Source organism: Pseudomonas sp. H3_D04 (assembly GCF_054669175.1).
The window spans coordinates 4,183,931-4,200,318 of record NZ_CP162801.1 but is presented as its reverse complement, the minus strand read 5'-3'; the positions used below and the strand labels follow the sequence as shown (position 1 = coordinate 4,200,318).

Here is a 16,388-nt window from a genome sequence, read left to right as displayed (position 1 = left end):
GATACACCGCCATCGCAAGAGACTCGCTCCCGAATTTCTTTTGCGCTGTGGCTTAGAGGGTGAAATCGCCTTCGGCCGCCAGTTCGCTCAGTGGGCGACGCGGGCTTGGTTCTTCGCGCGCTTGCAGGTAATCGGCCAGCGTCGCTTTATCGCCCAGTTTGCCCACGGCTACTGCCGCGTGCAGTGCGTAACCTTCAGGAATGTTCAGCTCTTTGCGGGTCAGGTCCTGGTCGAAACCGGCCATGCCGTGGGTGTGCCAGCCGCTGATGCTCGCTTGCAGCGCCAGATGGCCCCAGGCCGAACCGGTGTCGAAGGTGTGCCACAGGGCCGGGGTCTCTTCGGTGGCGCCGGGTGCCGCGAAGGTGGTTTTAGAGATCACGATCACCAATGCCGAGGCGTGTTGCGCCCAGCCGCGGTTGAATTCATTCAGCAGGCCCAGAAAACGCTCCCAGTTCGGCGTATCGCGACGCGCGTAGAGAAACCGCCAAGGCTGGGAGTTGTAGGCCGATGGCGCCCAGCGTGCGGCTTCGAAGAAGCTCAGCAGGGTTTCTTCGGGAATGGTTTCGCCGGTGAAGGCGCGGGGCGACCAGCGATCGGTGAACTGAGGGTGGATTGCATACTCGGCAACGCGTGGGTTTGCACTCATCAAGAGATTCCTTGCTTCGTTTGAAAGTGAGGGGCGTCTAGAACCCGCAGGCGCAGTTCACCTGAATGCAACGCGGTTGAGCGTTAATGGCATTTGGGCATGGCTCCTTGCGACTGGCAAAACTACGTGGCGGCGCAAAAACTGACAAGCCCGATCTACCGGCAGTCGCCAATGCTTGGCCCGCAAGGGCCTTGGCACTAGACTGGCGGCCTTTTCACCACCTGATGTTGATGCTCGAACCATGGCCGCCAAAGTCGAACCGTTCTGGATACGCAAAACCCTCGATCAACTCGATCCGCAGGAGTGGGAATCGCTGTGCGACGGGTGCGGTCTGTGCTGCCTGCAAAAGCTCGAAGATGAAGAGGACAACTCGGTCTATTACACGCGCATCGCCTGCAAACTGCTGGACCTGAAAACCTGCCAGTGCACCGACTACCCGAACCGTCGTGACTTTGTGCCGGACTGCATCCAGCTCACGCCGGGCAAGGCCGAAGAATTCCGCTGGTTGCCGCCGACCTGCGGCTATCGATTGGTCAGTGAAGGCAAGGACTTGCCCCTGTGGCATCACCTGGTGTGCGGTGATCGCGATGCGGTGCACCATGAACGCATTTCCCAGTCCGGGCGCATGCTCGCCGAAGGCAGCGTGTCCGAGGATGACTGGGAAGACCATCTGATCTTTCGCGCGGGCTAAATGCCTCACTGCATGTGTGGCCACCAACAGGCAGTAACGACAAAAAAAGGGGCCGCTTCGCAGCCCGGCGCGAGCAAGCTCGCTCGCCACAACAGGAGTGTGTATGGCTGTGCGATTGCGGCGGGCGCTGGCCGTCGGGCTACTGGCCCTGAGTTCGTCCGTGTGGGCGGCGAAAAAAGTCGATCTGGATTATCACGTGCGCCTGATGCCGCACAGCGATCAGGCCGAAGTGCGGCTGACGCTGGCCCAAGGCTCGGCGGTGCGCAGTCTGGATTTCGATCTGGGCGACGGCAGCCACTACAGCGACTTCAAGGCCGACGGCCAATGGCAGCTCACGGCGGGCAAGCAGACGCGCGGCGTTTGGCGTCCGGCCACTGACAAGGCCAGCCTGACTTACCGCGTGCGCATCAGCCATGGACGCAAGAGCGGCAGCTTCGATACGCGCATGACGCCAACCTGGGCACTGATGCGCGGCGACGACCTGGTGCCGCCGGCCAGACTCGATCAGCAGGACGGCATCGAGCTGATTTCACGCCTTGAATTCGAACTGCCCAGTGGCTGGAAAAGCGTCGAGACCGCCTGGCCGCGCATCGGCAAGAACAAATTCCGCATCGATAACGTCTCTCGACTGTTCGACCGGCCCACGGGCTGGATGCTCGCCGGCCACCTCGGCAGCCGTCGCACCAGGCTTGGGGAAACCGAAGTCACCGTCGCCTCGCCCCAAGGCCAGGGCATGCGCCGCATGGACGTGCTGACGCTGCTGACCTTTGTCTGGCCGCAGGTTCAAGCCGTGTTTCCCCGTCATCCCGTCAAACTGCTGATCGTCGGCGCCAACGACCCGATGTGGCGTGGCAGCCTGGCTGCGCGTGAATCGATCTATCTCAACACGCGCCTGCCGTTGGTCAGTGAAAGCGGCACCAGCGCGGTGGTGCGTGAATTGGCGCAGGTGTTCGGGCGGATCAACGATAAACAGCGCAGTGACTGGATCAGTGAAGGGTTTGCCGAGTATTACGCCATCGAACTGGTGCGCCGTGCGGGTGGCATGAGTGATGAGCGGTATGAGAGTTTGCACCGCCGGTTGGTCAAGGACAGCCAGAAAGTCACCACGTTGCGTGGCGAACAGGCGAACCCGGCGCAGGTCTCCAAAGCGGTGTTGTTGCTACAGGAACTGGATCGCGAGATTCGTTTGAAAACGCGCAACAAGCGCTCGCTTGATGATGTGTTGCGCGGGGCGATGCATCTGGGGAGTGTGGATACCAAAGAGTTTGTTCAGCTCGCGGAAAGCGTGATTGGCGAGTCTTCCAAGGTCCTTGATACCGAGTTGCTTCAGTAAAACCGTCTTCGCGGGCAAGCCTCGCTCCTACAGGGTTCATGTGATCACACCAATTCTGTAGGAGCGAGGCTTGCCCGCGAAGAGGCCGTCAGCCTCAGCGAAAATCCCGGATCAAACCCCGGTCTTGGGCGATTTCAACGAATCATTCCCGGTCACCGTAGCGGTTTGCGTCGCCGCCTCGGCATTCGCCTTCAACTTGCCCAACTCTTCCCCGGCCCGCTCGATCTTCGCCCGAACGTTGTTCATGTCCTGGCGGCTTTTCTCCAGCAGGCTTTTCGCCGAGCTGTGCCCGGTAATCCCGCGAGCCAGGGCGACGCCGCCGATGGCCACCTGGATCAACCCGAAAAACCCGCCGCGACGCAGGCCCTTGCCCATCATCAGCACGCCGCCGGCCAGGGAGCCGACACGTTCCCAGCCGTGAACGTTCTGCTCGGAATGAGTCTGGAACGGGGTGGATTCGATGCGTTCTACGCGCTTGAGTTCGCTCATGATCTGTCTCCTGGCAGGCAAGGCTGCTTCAACAATAGATAGATAAGCTGACTGCCGGGGCGGTCGGCTTGTTCCATCGAATGTGCGGTGATTCAGCGGAATTTTGCCCCGGAGCGGGTGTTGAGCCCCTTGGCCATGCGGTCGTAGAGCACGACGTTGACCGTGGCGGCCAGGTTCATGCAGCCGGTGGTCGGGATGTAGACCACGTCTTCGCACCAGTCGCGAATCTCTTTATCCAGCGAACCGTCTTCCGGGCCGAAGATGTACAGGGCGCGGTCAGGATGTGTGTATTCCGGCAGCGAGCGGGCGCCTTCGACCAGCTCCACCGCGACGGGCACACAGCCCAAGGGCAGGATTTTCTTCAAGTCGTCGATGCCGATCAGCGGGATGTCGTAGTGGACGCGCTTGGTGTCGGTGACGAAGTCGGCGGCGCGTTCATAACGCTTGCCGGTGTAGAACACGGACGCCACACCATAGCAGCCGGCGGCGCGCATCACCGAGCCGACGTTTTCCGGTGATTTGGGGTTATACAAACCAATGCAGCTGTACCGTTTGTCTGCCACGAGCGGGGTGCCTTCGGGGAAAAAACGGCGATTATACGGGGATTGGGGGAGGGGTGTCCGGTTTGGAGATTGGTGGTGACCGGGAGATTGTCTTCGCGGGCAAGCCTCGCTCCTACAGGGACAGAGTCGATCACAATTGGGTGAACGACATATATCCGTAGGAGCGAAGCTTGCCCGCGAAGAGGCCAGTCCAGCCAATGAAAGTCTTCAGTCGTCTTTTTTCATCAGACCGGCCAACGCCGCAAACGGGTTATGCGTCGCCTTGGCGATTTTTGGCGTGCTCAGCGAGCCTTCGTGAAAATACTGCTGGTCGGTATACCGCGAGTGTTCGTTGTCGTGGCAATACAGGCACAACAATTCCCAGTTCGAGCCGTCCTGCGGGTTGTTGTCGTGGTTGTGGTCGCGGTGGTGCACGGTCAGCTCGCTCAGGCGCTTGCCGGAGAACTCGCGGGCGCAGCGGCCGCACACGTGCGGGTACATCTTCAGGGCCTTGTCGCGGTAACCCATTTCCTTGTCGCGCTGGTTGTCGGCGAGGATGCGATCCAGCTTCGAGGTATTGGTCGGCGTTGACGAACTCATGGGTTCACCTTTGTAAAAGACTAATGACGGTTATGGCGTGAGTTTAGCTCAGCCCTTGAGCTTCTCGGCAATCCAGATGGTGTGGCGGGTGCCTTTGTTGCCGTGGGCGAAGACCTGGACTTCTTCGGCCTTGAAACCGGCCTTCTTCAGCTTGTCGGAAAACTGCTTGTCGGCGCTGGCCGACCACACTGCCAGCACGCCTTTGGGCCGCAGGGCCTTGGCGCAGGCGCTCAGGCCACCGGCTGAGTAAAGCCAGCTGTTGGCCCGTTGGGTCAGGCCTTCGGGGCCGTTGTCGACGTCGAGCATGATCGCGTCGAAACCTTGCGGCTCGGCTTGCAGGACTTTGGCCACGTCTTCCAGGCGAATCACGGTGCGCGGGTCGAGCAGCGGATTGCCGGCTTTCTCGCCCAACGGCCCGCGATTCCATTCCACCACGCCAGGCACCAGCTCGGCGACCACCACTTCAGCGGTCTTGCCCAAATGCTTGAGGGCCGAAGCGAGGGTAAAACCCATGCCGAGGCCGCCGATCAGCACTCGCGAGTTCGGCCGGCCGGCCACTTTGCGACACGGGATCTCGGCCAGGGCATCTTCTGAGCCGTGCATGCGGGTGTTCATCAATTGCCCGCCGTCGCCGCCCTGGATCTTGATGACGAAATCCTCGCCATACTCGAACAGGCACAAGGCGCCGCCGTTTTCAGGGATAGGGGCGGTGTCGAGCAGAACGAAACGTTTCATGGAAATCTCAAATTGGGGGAAGGCAAACAGAGGCAGTTGGGAGTAGCCTGCCAATGACAACAAGGCCAACGGAGCCATTGATGAAGCGCACCATTCTAACGGTCATTGCCTTGGCCGCGCTCTCGATAAGTGCAGTGCAGGCCCAGCAGTTGCAAACCATTCCAGCAAGCCCTGCGCCGATGCCCGGTTCGCCCGGCACGGCTACCCCGACGCCGTATCCGCCCATCACCCCGACCACCTTGCCCAAGGCCGGGCCTGGCAGTGGCGGCCCACCGCTGGTGCCGATCGAGATGCCCAGTCCGCCGACCAAGGATCAACCGGTGCCGGGGATTGAGCCGAACAGCACGAAAACCAAAACCCCAGGCGGTTAAACCTGCTGCGAGAGCAGTTGCCCGTCGGCCATGCGCAAGCGTTTGGAAAGGGCGACGGCGAGGGCGCGGATGATCTTGGCGGCGATTTTCGGCGCCTCGTTGATCATTTTTTCCAGAGAGTCTTTACCCAGGTTCAGCAGTTGGCAGTTGCTGGCGGCCACGCAACTGGCCGAGCGGCGCTCGCCATCAAGCACCGCCATTTCGCCGAACGAGCGACCGCTGCGCAGGGTGGCCATGGTCACCAGCTGCCCGTCGCCGTTGGTCTTCTGCACCGACACCTGGCCGGTATGGATGATGCACATGAAACTGCCGGCATCACCCTCATGGAAAATCTCTTCGCCTTCGGCGATGGTGCTGATGCTGAAGTAGCCGGAGGCCGCGGCGAAGTCTGCCGGCAGCAGTTGATCGAACAGGCCGCAGTCCATCAGCCAGTCGCGGATTTCGTTGTTCAGTAAGGTCGGTTCTGACATGTCGGCACGGTCTTTTTCTTGTGTCTGGTTCCGGTTGTTCGGGACATCCCCAATCCCTGTGGGAGCGAGCCTGCTCGCGATTGCAGTGTGTCAGTCACGCAATTATTGACTGAAAGTCCGCTATCGCGAGCAGGCTCGCTCCCACAAGGGAGTTGTGTTGTATTGGGCCCGGTGTCTGGTGTTAAGACCGAAACACCGGGCCAAGTTCCTCAGGCAATCCCCAAAACCTTGAAAACAAATGCGTATTCGAGTGCTACGTCACGCAATCCCTGATAACGACCGCTCATCCCGCCATGCCCGGCGCCCAGTTCAGTCTTGAGCAACAGGGGATTGGTGTCGGTTTTGGTCGCGCGCAATTTCGCCACCCACTTCGCCGCTTCCCAGTACTGCACGCGGCTGTCGTTGTAGCCGGCGATCACCAGGGTCGCCGGATAGGCTTGCGCGGTGACGTTTTCGTAAGGGGCGTAGGCCTTGATCCGCTCATAAACGTCCGGTTCTTCAGGATTGCCCCACTCGTCGTATTCGGTGACGGTCAACGGCAGGTCCGGGTCGAGCATGGTGTTGAGCACGTCGACGAACGGCACTTCGGCAATGGCCGCGCCAAACAGCTCGGGTCGCTGATTGAGCACCGCGCCGATCAGCAAACCGCCGGCACTGCCGCCGCTGATCGCCAATTGTGCTGAGGTGGTGAAGCCGTTGTCGATCAGGTGCTCGGCACAGGCGATAAAGTCGCTGAAGGTGTTGTGCTTGTGTTCCTGCTTGCCGGCGCGATACCAGGCCTCGCCCAGTTCACCGCCGCCCCGTACGTGGGCAATCGCAAACGCCACGCCGCGATCCAGCAAGCTCAAGCGGGCATGAGAGAACCACGGGTCAAGGCTTTCGCCATAAGCGCCATAGCCGTACAGGTATAGCGGCGTCGGCTGACCGAGGGCTTCGCGCTTGACCACCAGGCTGATCGGTACTTGCGTGCCATCGGGTGCCGTCGCCCACAGGCGCTGGCTGACGTAGGCGTCGGCGTCGAACGGGCCGAGCACCGGGGTTTCCTTGAGTACTTTCTGCTCGCCACTGTCCAGCTCCAGCTGGCGAATTTGCGCCGGACGGTTCAGGGCTTCGTAACGCAGACGGATCCGCTCGCTGACAAACTCCAGGCTGTTCTGCACATGCAGGCTGTACGCCGCATCCGGCAGTTGCACACGGTAGCTCGGCAAATCCTGCGGGTGGACTTCAATCACCGGCAAGCCACCGACCCGCAGGCTCAACGTCATCGCGCCGACGTTCAGGCTCATGCCCTCGATCATCGTGCTGTCGCTGTGGGGGATCAGGTTCTGCCAGTCGGCCTCGGTGGGCGCAACACCGGTATCGACGGCGGTGTACAGGGCAAAGTTGATGCCGTCGCGATTGGTGCGGATGAACCAGGCCCACTCGCCGTTCAGCGTGCCGTGGTCAACGTCGTATTCATGGTCTTCAACCCGTGGCGCCAGGCAAGTAAAGGCCTGCTGCGGCTGCGAGGCGTCGAGGGCCCAGACTTCGCTGGTGGTCTTGCTGCCCAGCGACAGCAGCAATTGCTGTTCGGAACTGGAGCGATAGCAATGCAGGAAGAATCGGCCGTCCGGCTCGTTGAACACTTCCTCGGCCGCCGTGCCGTCCAGTCGATAGCGCAGCAGTTTGTGCGGACGGTGGGTGTCGTCCAGTTCGCCGAAAAACAGCGTCAGGCTGTCATTGGCCCAGGTCATGCTGCCGTCGCAATCCTGGAACTCAAGTTCGCTGACACGGCCGTTGGACAATTCCTTCACGAACAGCGTGTAGATCTCATCGCCCGTGGAATCGATGCTGTAGGCCAGGCGCTGGTGATCCGGGCTGACGCTGAAGGCGCCGAGGGAAAAGAAGCCGCCATTGGCCAGTTCGTTCGGGTCCAGCAGCAGCTGTTCCTGGCTTTCGTCGAGTTGCAGGCTGTCATCAGCCGGGCGTGGGCAGCGGTAGTGGCGGGCGTATTCGTCACCGGCGGTGGTGCGCGTGTAATACAGGTACGGGCCCCAAGGGGAGGGCAGCGACAGGTCGGTTTCGAGAATCCGGCCCTTGATCTCCTCGAACAGGGTTTCGCGCAGCCTGGCCTGATCGGCGGTCTGCGCCTCTTGGTAGCTGTTTTCAGCCTTGAGGTAGTCGAGCACCGCGTCGGTGTCGCGCTCCTGCAGCCAGGCATACGGGTCAGGGCCGTCGGCCTTGTGGGCAATCGGGGCGCTGGTGACGTTGGCGGATAAGGGCATGAAGGACTCTCGGACGTTGTACGAAAAATAGGGTTTTGCAGGCGCAATGCAAATATTGATGCCTGTGCAGACCCTGTAGGAGTGAGCCTGTGTGGCCAAGGAGCTTGCTCCCGCTGGGTTGCGAAGCGACCCCAAAAGCGCTGCGACTGCTTCGCAGCCGAACGGGAGCAAGCTCCCTCGCCACAGTTCGCTCCCACATGGATTACGCCTGACGGGCGAAAAGTCGTTACTATAAGCGCCTCTTTGCCTGCCTTGCCATGGACACCATGACCGAGAACGACTATCTGATCGCTTGGGGCCTCTACGCCTTTGCCGCTTTAGGCTGCCTGTTGGTGTGGATGCGCATCACCCGCTGGATGTGGCGTTGGCTGCGTGAACCGCTGCGGCTGCTGGTCGCCGTACTGCTATTCAGCCCGACCATCATCGACCCGGTGAAGGAAAAAGTGGCCCCGGCCATCGCCATCACTGCGCTCGATCTGCTGTTCAAGGTGGGCAACAACGCTTGGCGGGCGGTTTCCGACCTGTTCATGTACGGCATGATCGCTTTTGGCATTTATCTGGTGTTCGTGGCGATCCGGTTCCCTATTGAACGGGCTTCCAACGCTCGCAAGGAACAGGCCGCCGCCGCCAAGGCCGCCGCCCGGGCCGACGATCCTGACGACGATCATCCGTTCGGCGGTGCCGGCGATGATCGTTACGGTCGTCCGCCAGTGCCGAGCAACCCTCAGCGATTGCGGGTCGAACCGCGTTTGTAATCCGGCCTTGAAGCGAGAGTCCGAGCATGTGTGAGTTATTGGGCATGAGCGCCAATGTGCCGACCGATATCGTGTTCAGCTTCACCGGGCTGATGCAGCGCGGCGGCCGCACAGGTCCGCACCGTGACGGTTGGGGCATCGCTTTCTATGAGGGGCGCGGTCTGCGGTTGTTTCAGGACCCGGCGGCCAGCAGCGAGTCAGAGGTGGCGAACCTGGTGCAGCGCTATCCGATCAAAAGCGAAGTGGTGATCGGGCATATCCGTCAGGCCAACGTGGGCAAGGTCTGCCTGTCCAACACGCACCCTTTCGTGCGTGAGCTGTGGGGCCGCAACTGGTGTTTCGCCCATAACGGTCAGCTGGCGGATTTTCAGCCGATCAAAAGCTTTTATCGCCCCGTCGGTGACACCGACAGCGAAGCGGCGTTCTGTGACCTGCTCAACCGTGTGCGCGCAGCGTTTCCAGAACCGGTCGAGATCGAAGCGCTGCTGCCGGACCTGGTCGCCGCTTGCGCCGAATACCGCAGCAAAGGCGTGTTCAACTGCCTGTTGAGCGACGGCGACTGGCTGTTCTGCTATTGCTCGACCAAATTGGTCCAGATCACCCGTCGCGCGCCATTCGGCCCGGCGCGGTTGAAGGATGTCGATGTGATCGTCGACTTCCAGGCCGAAACCACGCCCAACGATGTGGTCACGGTGATCGCCACCGAACCCCTGACCGAAAACGAAACCTGGACCCGCTACGAACCGGGCCAATGGAGCCTCTGGCGACGCGGCGAATGCGTCAGTCAGGGCAAGACCGAATAAGGATCTCACCCGATGTTGCTCAGTTATCTACGGCTGGTGTTGTTTGCGGCGGGCCTGTTGATCGGTGTCCAGGTGCCCGGATTCATCAGCGATTACGCGAAACGGGTCGAAGCGCATCTGATTGAGGCGCAAACCAGCCTGAGCGGTTTCCAGGGCACCGCCAATCAGTTCTTCAAGGGCGATATGCAGGCGCTGGTCGCCCATTACCGCGCCAGTGAAGACCCGATTTTCCGCAGCGACGCCGAGAGCCTGAGCACCTTGCTCACCCGTCAGGTGGCGCTCGATAAACAGTTCCACGCCATGCAGGGCCCGTGGTACATCCGTGTCTTGCAGGTCGCATTGGCGGCCGATCCGGATATTCGCAAGGAAACCTGGAATGGCTACAGCTACCAGATCCTGCTGACACCGGAAGCGATGATCTGGGGCATGAGCGGTGCGTTGCTGCTGTCCTTCGGCATTGAATGCCTGTTCCGTCTGATCGACTGGGTAGTGCTGGGCGGCAAACGCCTGCGCCAGAGCCGGCCGATCGAAGACCGGGATGTGCGCGGCCTGTAACACTGATCGCTCCCACGCAGAGCGTGGGAGCGATCATCATCAGCGCCGATCAGTGTGCGAGGACGATGTAGTCTTCACCCACCTTGCGCGCATACCCCTCCAGCACCTGCTGACACAACGCAACAATCTCCTCGACCCACTCCACACCCACCCGCCACGACACCACGACCTGCAAATTAGGCAGCTGTTGATCGATGGCCAGCAAGGTCAATTCCCCCCGCGCCAGTTCCTCGGCCACCAGAACCGGCGGCAACGCACCAATGCCGAATCCGTCGCGCAGCAATCGGGTAATCGCCGACACCGAGTTCACGCAGTTCAGCCGCGGCGTCATGACCCCGTTCGCCTGCATCAGACTCAGAATGTCCTGATGCGGATGTGAGTTTTTCGAGTAGGTAATGATCCGCTCGCGCGCCAGATCGGCAATGCCGGTGTACCCACGGTTGTAGATCGAATTGCTGGCGACAATCCAGCCCATCGGATGGCTCGCCAGTTCAAGGCTGCGCACGCTTTCCTGACGCACCAGATCGGTTTGCAGGATCAGATCGAGAAAGCCTTTTTGCAGCTGATCGCAGAGGTTGAGCGCCGTATCGGCCACCAGCTCGATTTCCACCCGCGGATAGTGATCCATCATCTGTGCCACCAACGGGCTCAGCCACGTGTGAATCACCGTGTCCATCACGCCGATCCGCACGCGCCCGACCTTGCTTGAGCGCGTCTCGATCGACTGCTTGAGGGCTTGCATGGTGTCCATCATCTGCTCGGCGTACTCGAGCACTTTCAAGCCTTCGGGCGTCAGGCTCACCCCCCGCGAGTCGCGCAGAAACAACTTCACCCCGAGCTCGCCTTCGAGTACCGCGATGCGGCTGGAAATCGATGCCTGGGTGGTGAAGAGCTTGTCAGCCGTCAGGCGGAAACTCTTGAGTCGGGCGACCCAGACAAAGGTCTCGAGAAATTTCAGGTTCATGGCGTTAAGTTTTTCTTATGCCTAGGGCGGGTTTTTATTAGTTGGACGCAGCAGGGCCGGACAACCAAAAATCAGGCCATCCGGTTCCCACGATAGGCGTCGTCGGGGCTCAGAACAATACCAATAAAATTTGCACGGAGAGTTGCCATGAGTGCGCCCGACACGCTCGACATCCCCAAAGCCACGTCTCGGCCGGGACCTTTCGACTGGTACCGCAACATCAATCAGCAGGAACGCCGCACCTTCTGGAGCTGCAAGATCGGCTATGGCCTGGACGGCATGGACACCCAGATGCTCAGCTTCGTGGTGCCGACCCTGATTGCCATGTGGGGCATCACGACTGGCGAGGCCGGGCTGATCCATACCAGCACGCTCATTGCGTCGGCCATCGGTGGTTGGGTGGCGGGGATTCTGTCGGACCGCATCGGCCGTGTGCGCACCTTGCAACTGACGGTGCTGTGGTTCGCCTTCTTCACCTTCCTCTGCGGCTTCGCGCAAAACTACGAGCAACTATTGATCAGCCGTACCTTGATGGGCTTCGGTTTTGGCGGTGAGTGGACCGCCGGCGCAGTGCTGATGGGCGAGGTGATTCGCGCCAAAGACCGCGGCAAGGCCGTGGGCATGGTGCAATCGGGCTGGGCGCTGGGTTGGGGGCTGACGGCGATTCTCTATGCGCTGCTGTTCTCGGTATTGCCGCCGGAAGATGCCTGGCGTGCGCTGTTCATCCTCGGCATCGTGCCGGCGATTTTCGTGATCTTCGTCCGTCGACTGGTCAAGGACCCGGAAATCTACCGCGAAGCCAAGGCCAAGCAGGAGCCGGGCAACGCCGCGAAGTTCTACGAGATCTTCGCCCCCGGTATCCTCTTCACCACGATTCGCGCTTCGGTGCTGACCACGGGCGCACTGGGCGGTTACTACGCGATCACGTCCTGGCTGCCGACGTTTCTGAAAAACGAACGCGGTTTAAGCGTACTCGGCACGGGCGGTTATCTGGCGATGGTGATCGTCGGTTCCTACGTCGGCTACGTCATCAGTGCCTATTTGACGGACATCCTCGGCCGCAAACGAAACTTCATCCTGTTCGCCGTCGGCTCGTTCACCATCGTGTTGCTCTACACCCAGTTGCCGGTCAGTAACGGCGTGATGCTGTGGCTGGGCTTCCCGCTGGGCTTCTTCGCCTCGGGGATTTTCAGTGGCATGGGCGCGTTTTTGACCGAGCTGTTTCCGACACGGATTCGCGGTTCGGGGCAGGGCTTTTGCTACAACATCGGCCGGGCCCTGGCGGCGTTGTTTCCGTTGCTGATCGGTTTGATGAGCCAGAAGGTGCCATTGAGCGTAGGCATCGGGGCTTTTGCGGCGGTGTCCTACGGTGTGGTGATCCTTGCTGCGTTGAGCTTGCCGGAAACCCGTGGCAAACAACTTGAAGCCGAGTAGCTGATAATCTGCGGGCATCTGCCCGACAGCAAAAAAAGAAAATGCCTACAGGAGTGTTCACCGTGAGCCGCCTGCTATTGAATTGCGACATCGGCGAGAGTTTCGGCAACTGGACCATGGGTCTGGACGCCGAGGTCATGCCCTTCATCGATTGCGCCAACATCGCCTGCGGCTTCCATGCCGGCGACCCGAGCATCATGCGCAAGACCGTCGGCCTGGCCCTGAGTAACGGCGTGCAGATCGGCGCGCACCCGGCCTATCAGGACCTGGTGGGTTTCGGCCGCCGCTCCATGGCCTACACCGCCCAGGAACTTCAGGACATTTTGCATTACCAGATCGGCGCCCTCGACGGCATCTGCCGGGCCCAAGGCGGGCGCGTCAGTTACGTCAAACCCCACGGCGCAATGTACAACGACATGATGGCCAACCCGGCGCAATTGCGCGCGGTGCTTCAGGCCGTGGCGGCGTATGACCGGACCTTGCCGCTGATGCTCATGGCCACGCGCAACAACAGCGCCGCCCAGCAACTGGGTGATGAATACGGCGTGACCTTGTGGTTCGAAGCCTTCGCCGACCGTGCCTACGACAGTGCCGGCATGCTGGTTTCACGGCAACTGCCGGGGGCGGTGCACCACGATCCCGAAACCATTATCGAGCAAGCGCTGACCATCGCCCGTGGCGACAACCTCACCGCCAGCGACGGCAGCGCCTTGCACTTGCAGGCCAACACCTTGTGCGTCCACGGTGACAACGCCAGTTCGGTGGCCGCGGTGCGGCGGATTCGCGAAGCCCTTGATCAGCAGAGCGCACCATGAAACCGCGGGTTGAGGTGGTGGCGCTGGATTGCTTGATGGTGCGTCTGTTCGATGAAATTGCCGAAGCCAACATGCCGTGGATGCTGGCGGCCAGCGAAAACCTGCGCGCTGCGTTTGCCGGGCATCTGATCGATCTGGTGCCGTCTTACACGACGTTGATGGTGCATTACGACCTGACGGCGTTGAGTCCGACTCAAGCCCGGGAATTGATCGCCCAAGCGCTGATCGACCTGTCGCCCAACGCGAGCACTCGCGGTAAATGCCATGTGCTGCCGGTCTGGTATGACTTGAGCGTCGGTCCGGAGTTGAGCTTGTTGTCTCAGCGCAGCGGGCTGTCGGTGGACGAGGTGATCCGCCGCCACAGTGAGCGCGAGTATCAAGTGTTCGCGCTGGGTTTCGCGCCGGGGTTCGCTTTCATGGGGCTGGTGGAAGAAGTGCTTGCCGCGCCGCGTCTGAATACGCCGCGTAAAAAGGTGGCGGCCGGCAGTGTCGGCATCGCCGAGCGGCAAACCGCCGCCTACCCGGTGGTGTCCCCCGGCGGCTGGAACCTGATCGGCCGCACGCCCGCCAAATTGTTCGACCGCGAACGCGATGGTTACAGCCTGATGCAACCGGGTGACACCGTGCGCTTTGAAGCGGTCGACCATGCGCAGTTCATCAACCTGGGCGGTGACGACACGCCATTGGAGGCCCAGGCATGAGCCGTCTATTGATTGAGGCGAGTACGCCGCTGTGCCTGTTGCAGGACGCGGGTCGTTTCGGCGTGCGGCATCTGGGTGTGACCCAGGGCGGCGGGCTGGATTGGCGTTCGATGTCGTGGGCCAATTGGTTGTTGGGCAATGGCCTTGATGCGCCGGTGATTGAAATCACCCTCGGCGGTTTCAGCGTCGTAGCCGAGGAAGACTGCGTGTTGGCGCTGGCCGGTGCGGACCTGGGCGCGCAAGTGGATGGCGAGGCATTGGCGCCGTGGCGCAGTTTCCGGCTGAACAAGGGCCAGCGATTGCAATTCACTCAACCGCTGCTCGGGGCGCGAGCTTATCTGGCGGCACCGGGCGGGTTTGACGCGCCAAAGGTGTTGGGCAGCAGCGCGACGGTGGTCCGTGAAGAACTCGGCGGCCTGGATGGTATGGGCCGGCCATTGGCCAAAGGCGCGCCGTTGAGCTATCGCGGGAGTGCGCTGTTATTGCTGCGGGAGTTACCGGCAGAACACCGGCCTAACTTCAAAGCCGATTCGCCACTGGATGTGGTCCTCGGCGCGCAGATCGGTGAGTTCAGCGGGCAAAGTCTGTTCGATGCGTTCAACAGCGTCTGGACCCTCGACAGCCGTGCCGATCGCATGGGCATTCGCTTGCTGGGAACGCCGTTGCAGTATCAGGGCCAGCCGATGATTTCCGAAGGCATCCCGCTAGGCGCGGTCCAGGTCCCGCCGGACGGGCAGCCGATTGTGTTGCTCAATGATCGGCAGACCATTGGCGGTTATCCGCGATTGGGGGCGTTGACGCCGTTGGCACTCGCGCGGCTGGCGCAGTGCTTGCCGGGGGTGAAAGTGCGGTTGCGGCCGGTGGTGCAGGAGGTGGCGCATCGCGAACAGGTCGAGTATTTGCAGCGATTTTCAAACCGCTAAAAGCTTCGCGGGCAAGCCTCGCTCCTACAGGGTTGGTGCACGATGCACGAACACAGAAACCTGTAGGAGCGAGGCTTGCCCGCGAAGACGTTTTCACAGACAACAAAAATCTCTATTTGGAAAGAAACCTCATCCCTTCCTCCAACCCCCGCAACGTCAACGGGTACATCTGGTCGTCAATCAAGTCCCGCACAATATTGGTCGACGACGTATACCCCCACGTATCTTTCGGATAGGGGTTGATCCAGATGACCTTCTTGTACTTCTCCATGAACCGCTGCATCCACACATAACCGGCTTCTTCGTTCCAGTGCTCGACGCTGCCGCCGGCCTGGGTGATTTCATACGGTGCCATCGCAGCGTCACCAATGAAGATCACTTTGTAGTCGGCGCCGTACTTGTGCAGCAGGTCCTGGGTCGACGTGCGCTCGGAAGTGCGGCGCATGTTGTTCTTCCACACAGACTCATAAATGAAGTTGTGGAAGTAGAAGTACTCCAGGTGCTTGAACTCGGTCTTGCAGGCCGAGAACAGTTCCTCGCAGATCTTCACATGGGCGTCCATCGAGCCGCCGATGTCGAATAGCAGCAACAGCTTGACGGTGTTACGCCGCTCCGGCCGCATCTGGATATTCAGCAGGCCGGCATCGCGCGCGGTGTGGTCGATAGTGCCGTCGATGTCCAGCTCTTCCGCCGCACCCTGACGGGCAAATTTGCGCAAGCGGCGCAGGGCGACCTTGATGTTGCGCGTGCCCAGTTCCACCGAATCGTCGAGGTTCTTGTACTCGCGCTGATCCCACACCTTGACCGCTTTGCCCTGGCGCTTGCCGGCATCGCCGACGCGAATGCCTTCCGGGTTGAAGCCGCCGGAGCCAAACGGACTGGTGCCGCCGGTGCCGATCCATTTGTTACCGCCGGCATGGCGTTCTTTCTGTTCTTCGAGGCGTTTCTTGAATTCTTCGATCAGCTTGTCCAGACCGCCGAGGGACTGGATCGCGGCCCGCTCTTCTTCGGTCAGGGAGCGTTCGAACTCCTTGCGTAACCAGTCTTCAGGAATCAACGCCTGAAGGTGATCGTCGAGTTTCTCCAGGCCATTGAAGTAGGCGCCGAACGCGCGGTCGAACTTGTCGAAATGCCGTTCGTCCTTCACCAGAATCGCCCGGGACAGGTAATAGAACTCGTCCATGTCGGCGAAGGTCACGCGTTGTTTCAGCGCATTGATCAGGTCCAGAAGCTCACGCACCGAGACCGGCACCTTGGCTGCGCGCATTTCATTGAACAGGTTGAGCAGCATGGCGAT

General features: G+C 60.9%; 19 protein-coding genes. 10 read left to right on the top strand and 9 right to left on the bottom strand.

The features are described 5' to 3' along the window. Positions 1-52 precede the first annotated feature (52 nt). Positions 53-646, bottom strand: a complete 594-nt coding sequence (locus AB4N91_RS19335) for a nitroreductase family protein (RefSeq protein WP_154913913.1) — start codon at positions 644-646, stop codon at positions 53-55. A gap of 241 nt (positions 647-887) precedes the next feature. Between AB4N91_RS19335 and AB4N91_RS19330 the strand changes: the two genes are divergently transcribed. Further along, positions 888-1,337 carry a YcgN family cysteine cluster protein gene (locus AB4N91_RS19330; protein WP_010462140.1) on the top strand — a complete coding sequence of 150 codons (450 nt, stop codon included), beginning with the start codon at positions 888-890 and terminating at the stop codon, positions 1,335-1,337. Positions 1,338-1,440: 103 nt separating this feature from the next. After that, positions 1,441-2,670, top strand: a complete 1,230-nt coding sequence (locus tag AB4N91_RS19325; protein ID WP_154913915.1) for a hypothetical protein — start codon at positions 1,441-1,443, stop codon at positions 2,668-2,670. Between the two features lie 111 nt (positions 2,671-2,781). Here the strand turns inward: AB4N91_RS19325 and AB4N91_RS19320 are convergent, their stop codons facing one another. The 4 genes from AB4N91_RS19320 to AB4N91_RS19305 all read right to left on the bottom strand — a co-directional run bounded on the left by AB4N91_RS19320 (position 2,782) and on the right by AB4N91_RS19305 (position 5,036). Next, on the bottom strand, positions 2,782-3,159 hold the full coding sequence (locus AB4N91_RS19320) for a YgaP family membrane protein (protein ID WP_102595901.1): 378 nt from the start codon (positions 3,157-3,159) through the stop codon (positions 2,782-2,784). Between the two features lie 92 nt (positions 3,160-3,251). Beyond that, positions 3,252-3,722 carry an RNA methyltransferase gene (locus AB4N91_RS19315; RefSeq protein ID WP_010462134.1) on the bottom strand — a complete coding sequence of 157 codons (471 nt, stop codon included), beginning with the start codon at positions 3,720-3,722 and terminating at the stop codon, positions 3,252-3,254. A gap of 207 nt (positions 3,723-3,929) precedes the next feature. Next, positions 3,930-4,301, bottom strand: a complete 372-nt coding sequence (locus tag AB4N91_RS19310; RefSeq protein ID WP_010462132.1) for a YajD family HNH nuclease — start codon at positions 4,299-4,301, stop codon at positions 3,930-3,932. Between the two features lie 48 nt (positions 4,302-4,349). Continuing rightward, a complete protein-coding gene (locus tag AB4N91_RS19305; protein ID WP_010462130.1) occupies positions 4,350-5,036 on the bottom strand; it encodes a spermidine synthase in 687 nt (228 codons plus the stop codon). Positions 5,037-5,116: 80 nt separating this feature from the next. On the opposite strand from AB4N91_RS19305, the gene AB4N91_RS19300 reads away from it, so the two are divergent. Beyond that, on the top strand, positions 5,117-5,407 hold the full coding sequence (locus AB4N91_RS19300; protein WP_010462128.1) for a hypothetical protein: 291 nt from the start codon (positions 5,117-5,119) through the stop codon (positions 5,405-5,407). On the opposite strand, the gene AB4N91_RS19295 is transcribed toward AB4N91_RS19300, so the two are convergent. Both AB4N91_RS19295 and AB4N91_RS19290 read right to left on the bottom strand, forming a co-directional pair. Further along, the gene (locus AB4N91_RS19295; RefSeq protein ID WP_077749165.1) at positions 5,404-5,877 is read right to left on the bottom strand and encodes a cyclic nucleotide-binding domain-containing protein; all 474 of its coding nucleotides are present in this window, start codon (positions 5,875-5,877) and stop codon (positions 5,404-5,406) included. The genes AB4N91_RS19300 and AB4N91_RS19295 overlap by 4 nt on opposite strands. A gap of 209 nt (positions 5,878-6,086) precedes the next feature. Continuing rightward, entirely contained in the window at positions 6,087-8,141 is a 2,055-nt protein-coding gene (locus AB4N91_RS19290) for a S9 family peptidase (RefSeq protein ID WP_460111593.1), read from the bottom strand. 257 nt (positions 8,142-8,398) lie between these two features. On the opposite strand from AB4N91_RS19290, the gene AB4N91_RS19285 reads away from it, so the two are divergent. The 3 genes from AB4N91_RS19285 to AB4N91_RS19275 are packed head-to-tail and all read left to right on the top strand — an operon-like array spanning position 8,399 to position 10,254. After that, the gene (locus AB4N91_RS19285) at positions 8,399-8,896 is read left to right on the top strand and encodes a hypothetical protein (protein ID WP_010462122.1); all 498 of its coding nucleotides are present in this window, start codon (positions 8,399-8,401) and stop codon (positions 8,894-8,896) included. A gap of 26 nt (positions 8,897-8,922) precedes the next feature. After that, the gene (locus tag AB4N91_RS19280; RefSeq protein WP_102595474.1) at positions 8,923-9,699 is read left to right on the top strand and encodes a class II glutamine amidotransferase; all 777 of its coding nucleotides are present in this window, start codon (positions 8,923-8,925) and stop codon (positions 9,697-9,699) included. Positions 9,700-9,711: 12 nt separating this feature from the next. After that, positions 9,712-10,254: a DUF2937 family protein gene (locus AB4N91_RS19275; RefSeq protein ID WP_102595475.1), complete on the top strand. Its 543-nt coding sequence runs from the start codon at positions 9,712-9,714 to the stop codon at positions 10,252-10,254. Positions 10,255-10,303: 49 nt separating this feature from the next. Here AB4N91_RS19275 and AB4N91_RS19270 read toward each other — a convergent pair whose 3' ends face one another. Next, entirely contained in the window at positions 10,304-11,218 is a 915-nt protein-coding gene (locus AB4N91_RS19270; RefSeq protein ID WP_460111589.1) for a LysR family transcriptional regulator, read from the bottom strand. A 147-nt stretch (positions 11,219-11,365) separates the two neighbouring features. Between AB4N91_RS19270 and AB4N91_RS19265 the strand changes: the two genes are divergently transcribed. The 4 genes from AB4N91_RS19265 (at position 11,366) to AB4N91_RS19250 (ending at position 15,091) form a co-directional block, all read left to right on the top strand. Beyond that, on the top strand, positions 11,366-12,652 hold the full coding sequence (locus tag AB4N91_RS19265) for an MFS transporter (RefSeq protein ID WP_010462114.1): 1,287 nt from the start codon (positions 11,366-11,368) through the stop codon (positions 12,650-12,652). A 62-nt stretch (positions 12,653-12,714) separates the two neighbouring features. Further along, positions 12,715-13,467 (top strand): 5-oxoprolinase subunit PxpA, encoded by a 753-nt coding sequence (locus tag AB4N91_RS19260; protein ID WP_282411730.1) that lies wholly within the window; start codon positions 12,715-12,717, stop codon positions 13,465-13,467. After that, positions 13,464-14,168, top strand: coding sequence for a 5-oxoprolinase subunit PxpB (pxpB, locus tag AB4N91_RS19255; protein ID WP_010462110.1), 705 nt, complete (start codon positions 13,464-13,466; stop codon positions 14,166-14,168). The genes AB4N91_RS19260 and pxpB overlap by 4 nt, the downstream gene beginning before the upstream one ends. Next, positions 14,165-15,091 carry a 5-oxoprolinase subunit C family protein gene (locus AB4N91_RS19250; RefSeq protein WP_460111584.1) on the top strand — a complete coding sequence of 309 codons (927 nt, stop codon included), beginning with the start codon at positions 14,165-14,167 and terminating at the stop codon, positions 15,089-15,091. Before pxpB ends, AB4N91_RS19250 begins: the two co-directional genes overlap by 4 nt. 112 nt (positions 15,092-15,203) lie before the next feature. On the opposite strand, the gene AB4N91_RS19245 is transcribed toward AB4N91_RS19250, so the two are convergent. Then, positions 15,204-16,382, bottom strand: a complete 1,179-nt coding sequence (locus AB4N91_RS19245) for a vWA domain-containing protein (protein WP_077749161.1) — start codon at positions 16,380-16,382, stop codon at positions 15,204-15,206. Positions 16,383-16,388: the final 6 nt, after the last annotated feature.

Excerpts from the sequence above, each read along its gene's own strand:
- AB4N91_RS19335 (WP_154913913.1), bottom strand. The coding sequence starts at position 646 with ATGAGTGCAAACCCACGCGTTGCCGAGTATGCAATCCACCCTCAGTTC.
- AB4N91_RS19330 (WP_010462140.1), top strand. The coding sequence starts at position 888 with ATGGCCGCCAAAGTCGAACCGTTCTGGATACGCAAAACCCTCGATCAA.
- AB4N91_RS19325 (WP_154913915.1), top strand. The coding sequence starts at position 1,441 with ATGGCTGTGCGATTGCGGCGGGCGCTGGCCGTCGGGCTACTGGCCCTG.
- AB4N91_RS19320 (WP_102595901.1), bottom strand. The coding sequence starts at position 3,159 with ATGAGCGAACTCAAGCGCGTAGAACGCATCGAATCCACCCCGTTCCAG.
- AB4N91_RS19310 (WP_010462132.1), bottom strand. The coding sequence starts at position 4,301 with ATGAGTTCGTCAACGCCGACCAATACCTCGAAGCTGGATCGCATCCTC.
- AB4N91_RS19305 (WP_010462130.1), bottom strand. The coding sequence starts at position 5,036 with ATGAAACGTTTCGTTCTGCTCGACACCGCCCCTATCCCTGAAAACGGC.
- AB4N91_RS19300 (WP_010462128.1), top strand. The coding sequence starts at position 5,117 with ATGAAGCGCACCATTCTAACGGTCATTGCCTTGGCCGCGCTCTCGATA.
- AB4N91_RS19295 (WP_077749165.1), bottom strand. The coding sequence starts at position 5,877 with ATGTCAGAACCGACCTTACTGAACAACGAAATCCGCGACTGGCTGATG.
- AB4N91_RS19290 (WP_460111593.1), bottom strand. The coding sequence starts at position 8,141 with ATGCCCTTATCCGCCAACGTCACCAGCGCCCCGATTGCCCACAAGGCC.
- AB4N91_RS19285 (WP_010462122.1), top strand. The coding sequence starts at position 8,399 with ATGGACACCATGACCGAGAACGACTATCTGATCGCTTGGGGCCTCTAC.
- AB4N91_RS19280 (WP_102595474.1), top strand. The coding sequence starts at position 8,923 with ATGTGTGAGTTATTGGGCATGAGCGCCAATGTGCCGACCGATATCGTG.
- AB4N91_RS19275 (WP_102595475.1), top strand. The coding sequence starts at position 9,712 with ATGTTGCTCAGTTATCTACGGCTGGTGTTGTTTGCGGCGGGCCTGTTG.
- AB4N91_RS19270 (WP_460111589.1), bottom strand. The coding sequence starts at position 11,218 with ATGAACCTGAAATTTCTCGAGACCTTTGTCTGGGTCGCCCGACTCAAG.
- AB4N91_RS19265 (WP_010462114.1), top strand. The coding sequence starts at position 11,366 with ATGAGTGCGCCCGACACGCTCGACATCCCCAAAGCCACGTCTCGGCCG.
- pxpB (WP_010462110.1), top strand. The coding sequence starts at position 13,464 with ATGAAACCGCGGGTTGAGGTGGTGGCGCTGGATTGCTTGATGGTGCGT.
- AB4N91_RS19250 (WP_460111584.1), top strand. The coding sequence starts at position 14,165 with ATGAGCCGTCTATTGATTGAGGCGAGTACGCCGCTGTGCCTGTTGCAG.
- AB4N91_RS19245 (WP_077749161.1), bottom strand. The coding sequence starts at position 16,382 with ATGCTGCTCAACCTGTTCAATGAAATGCGCGCAGCCAAGGTGCCGGTC.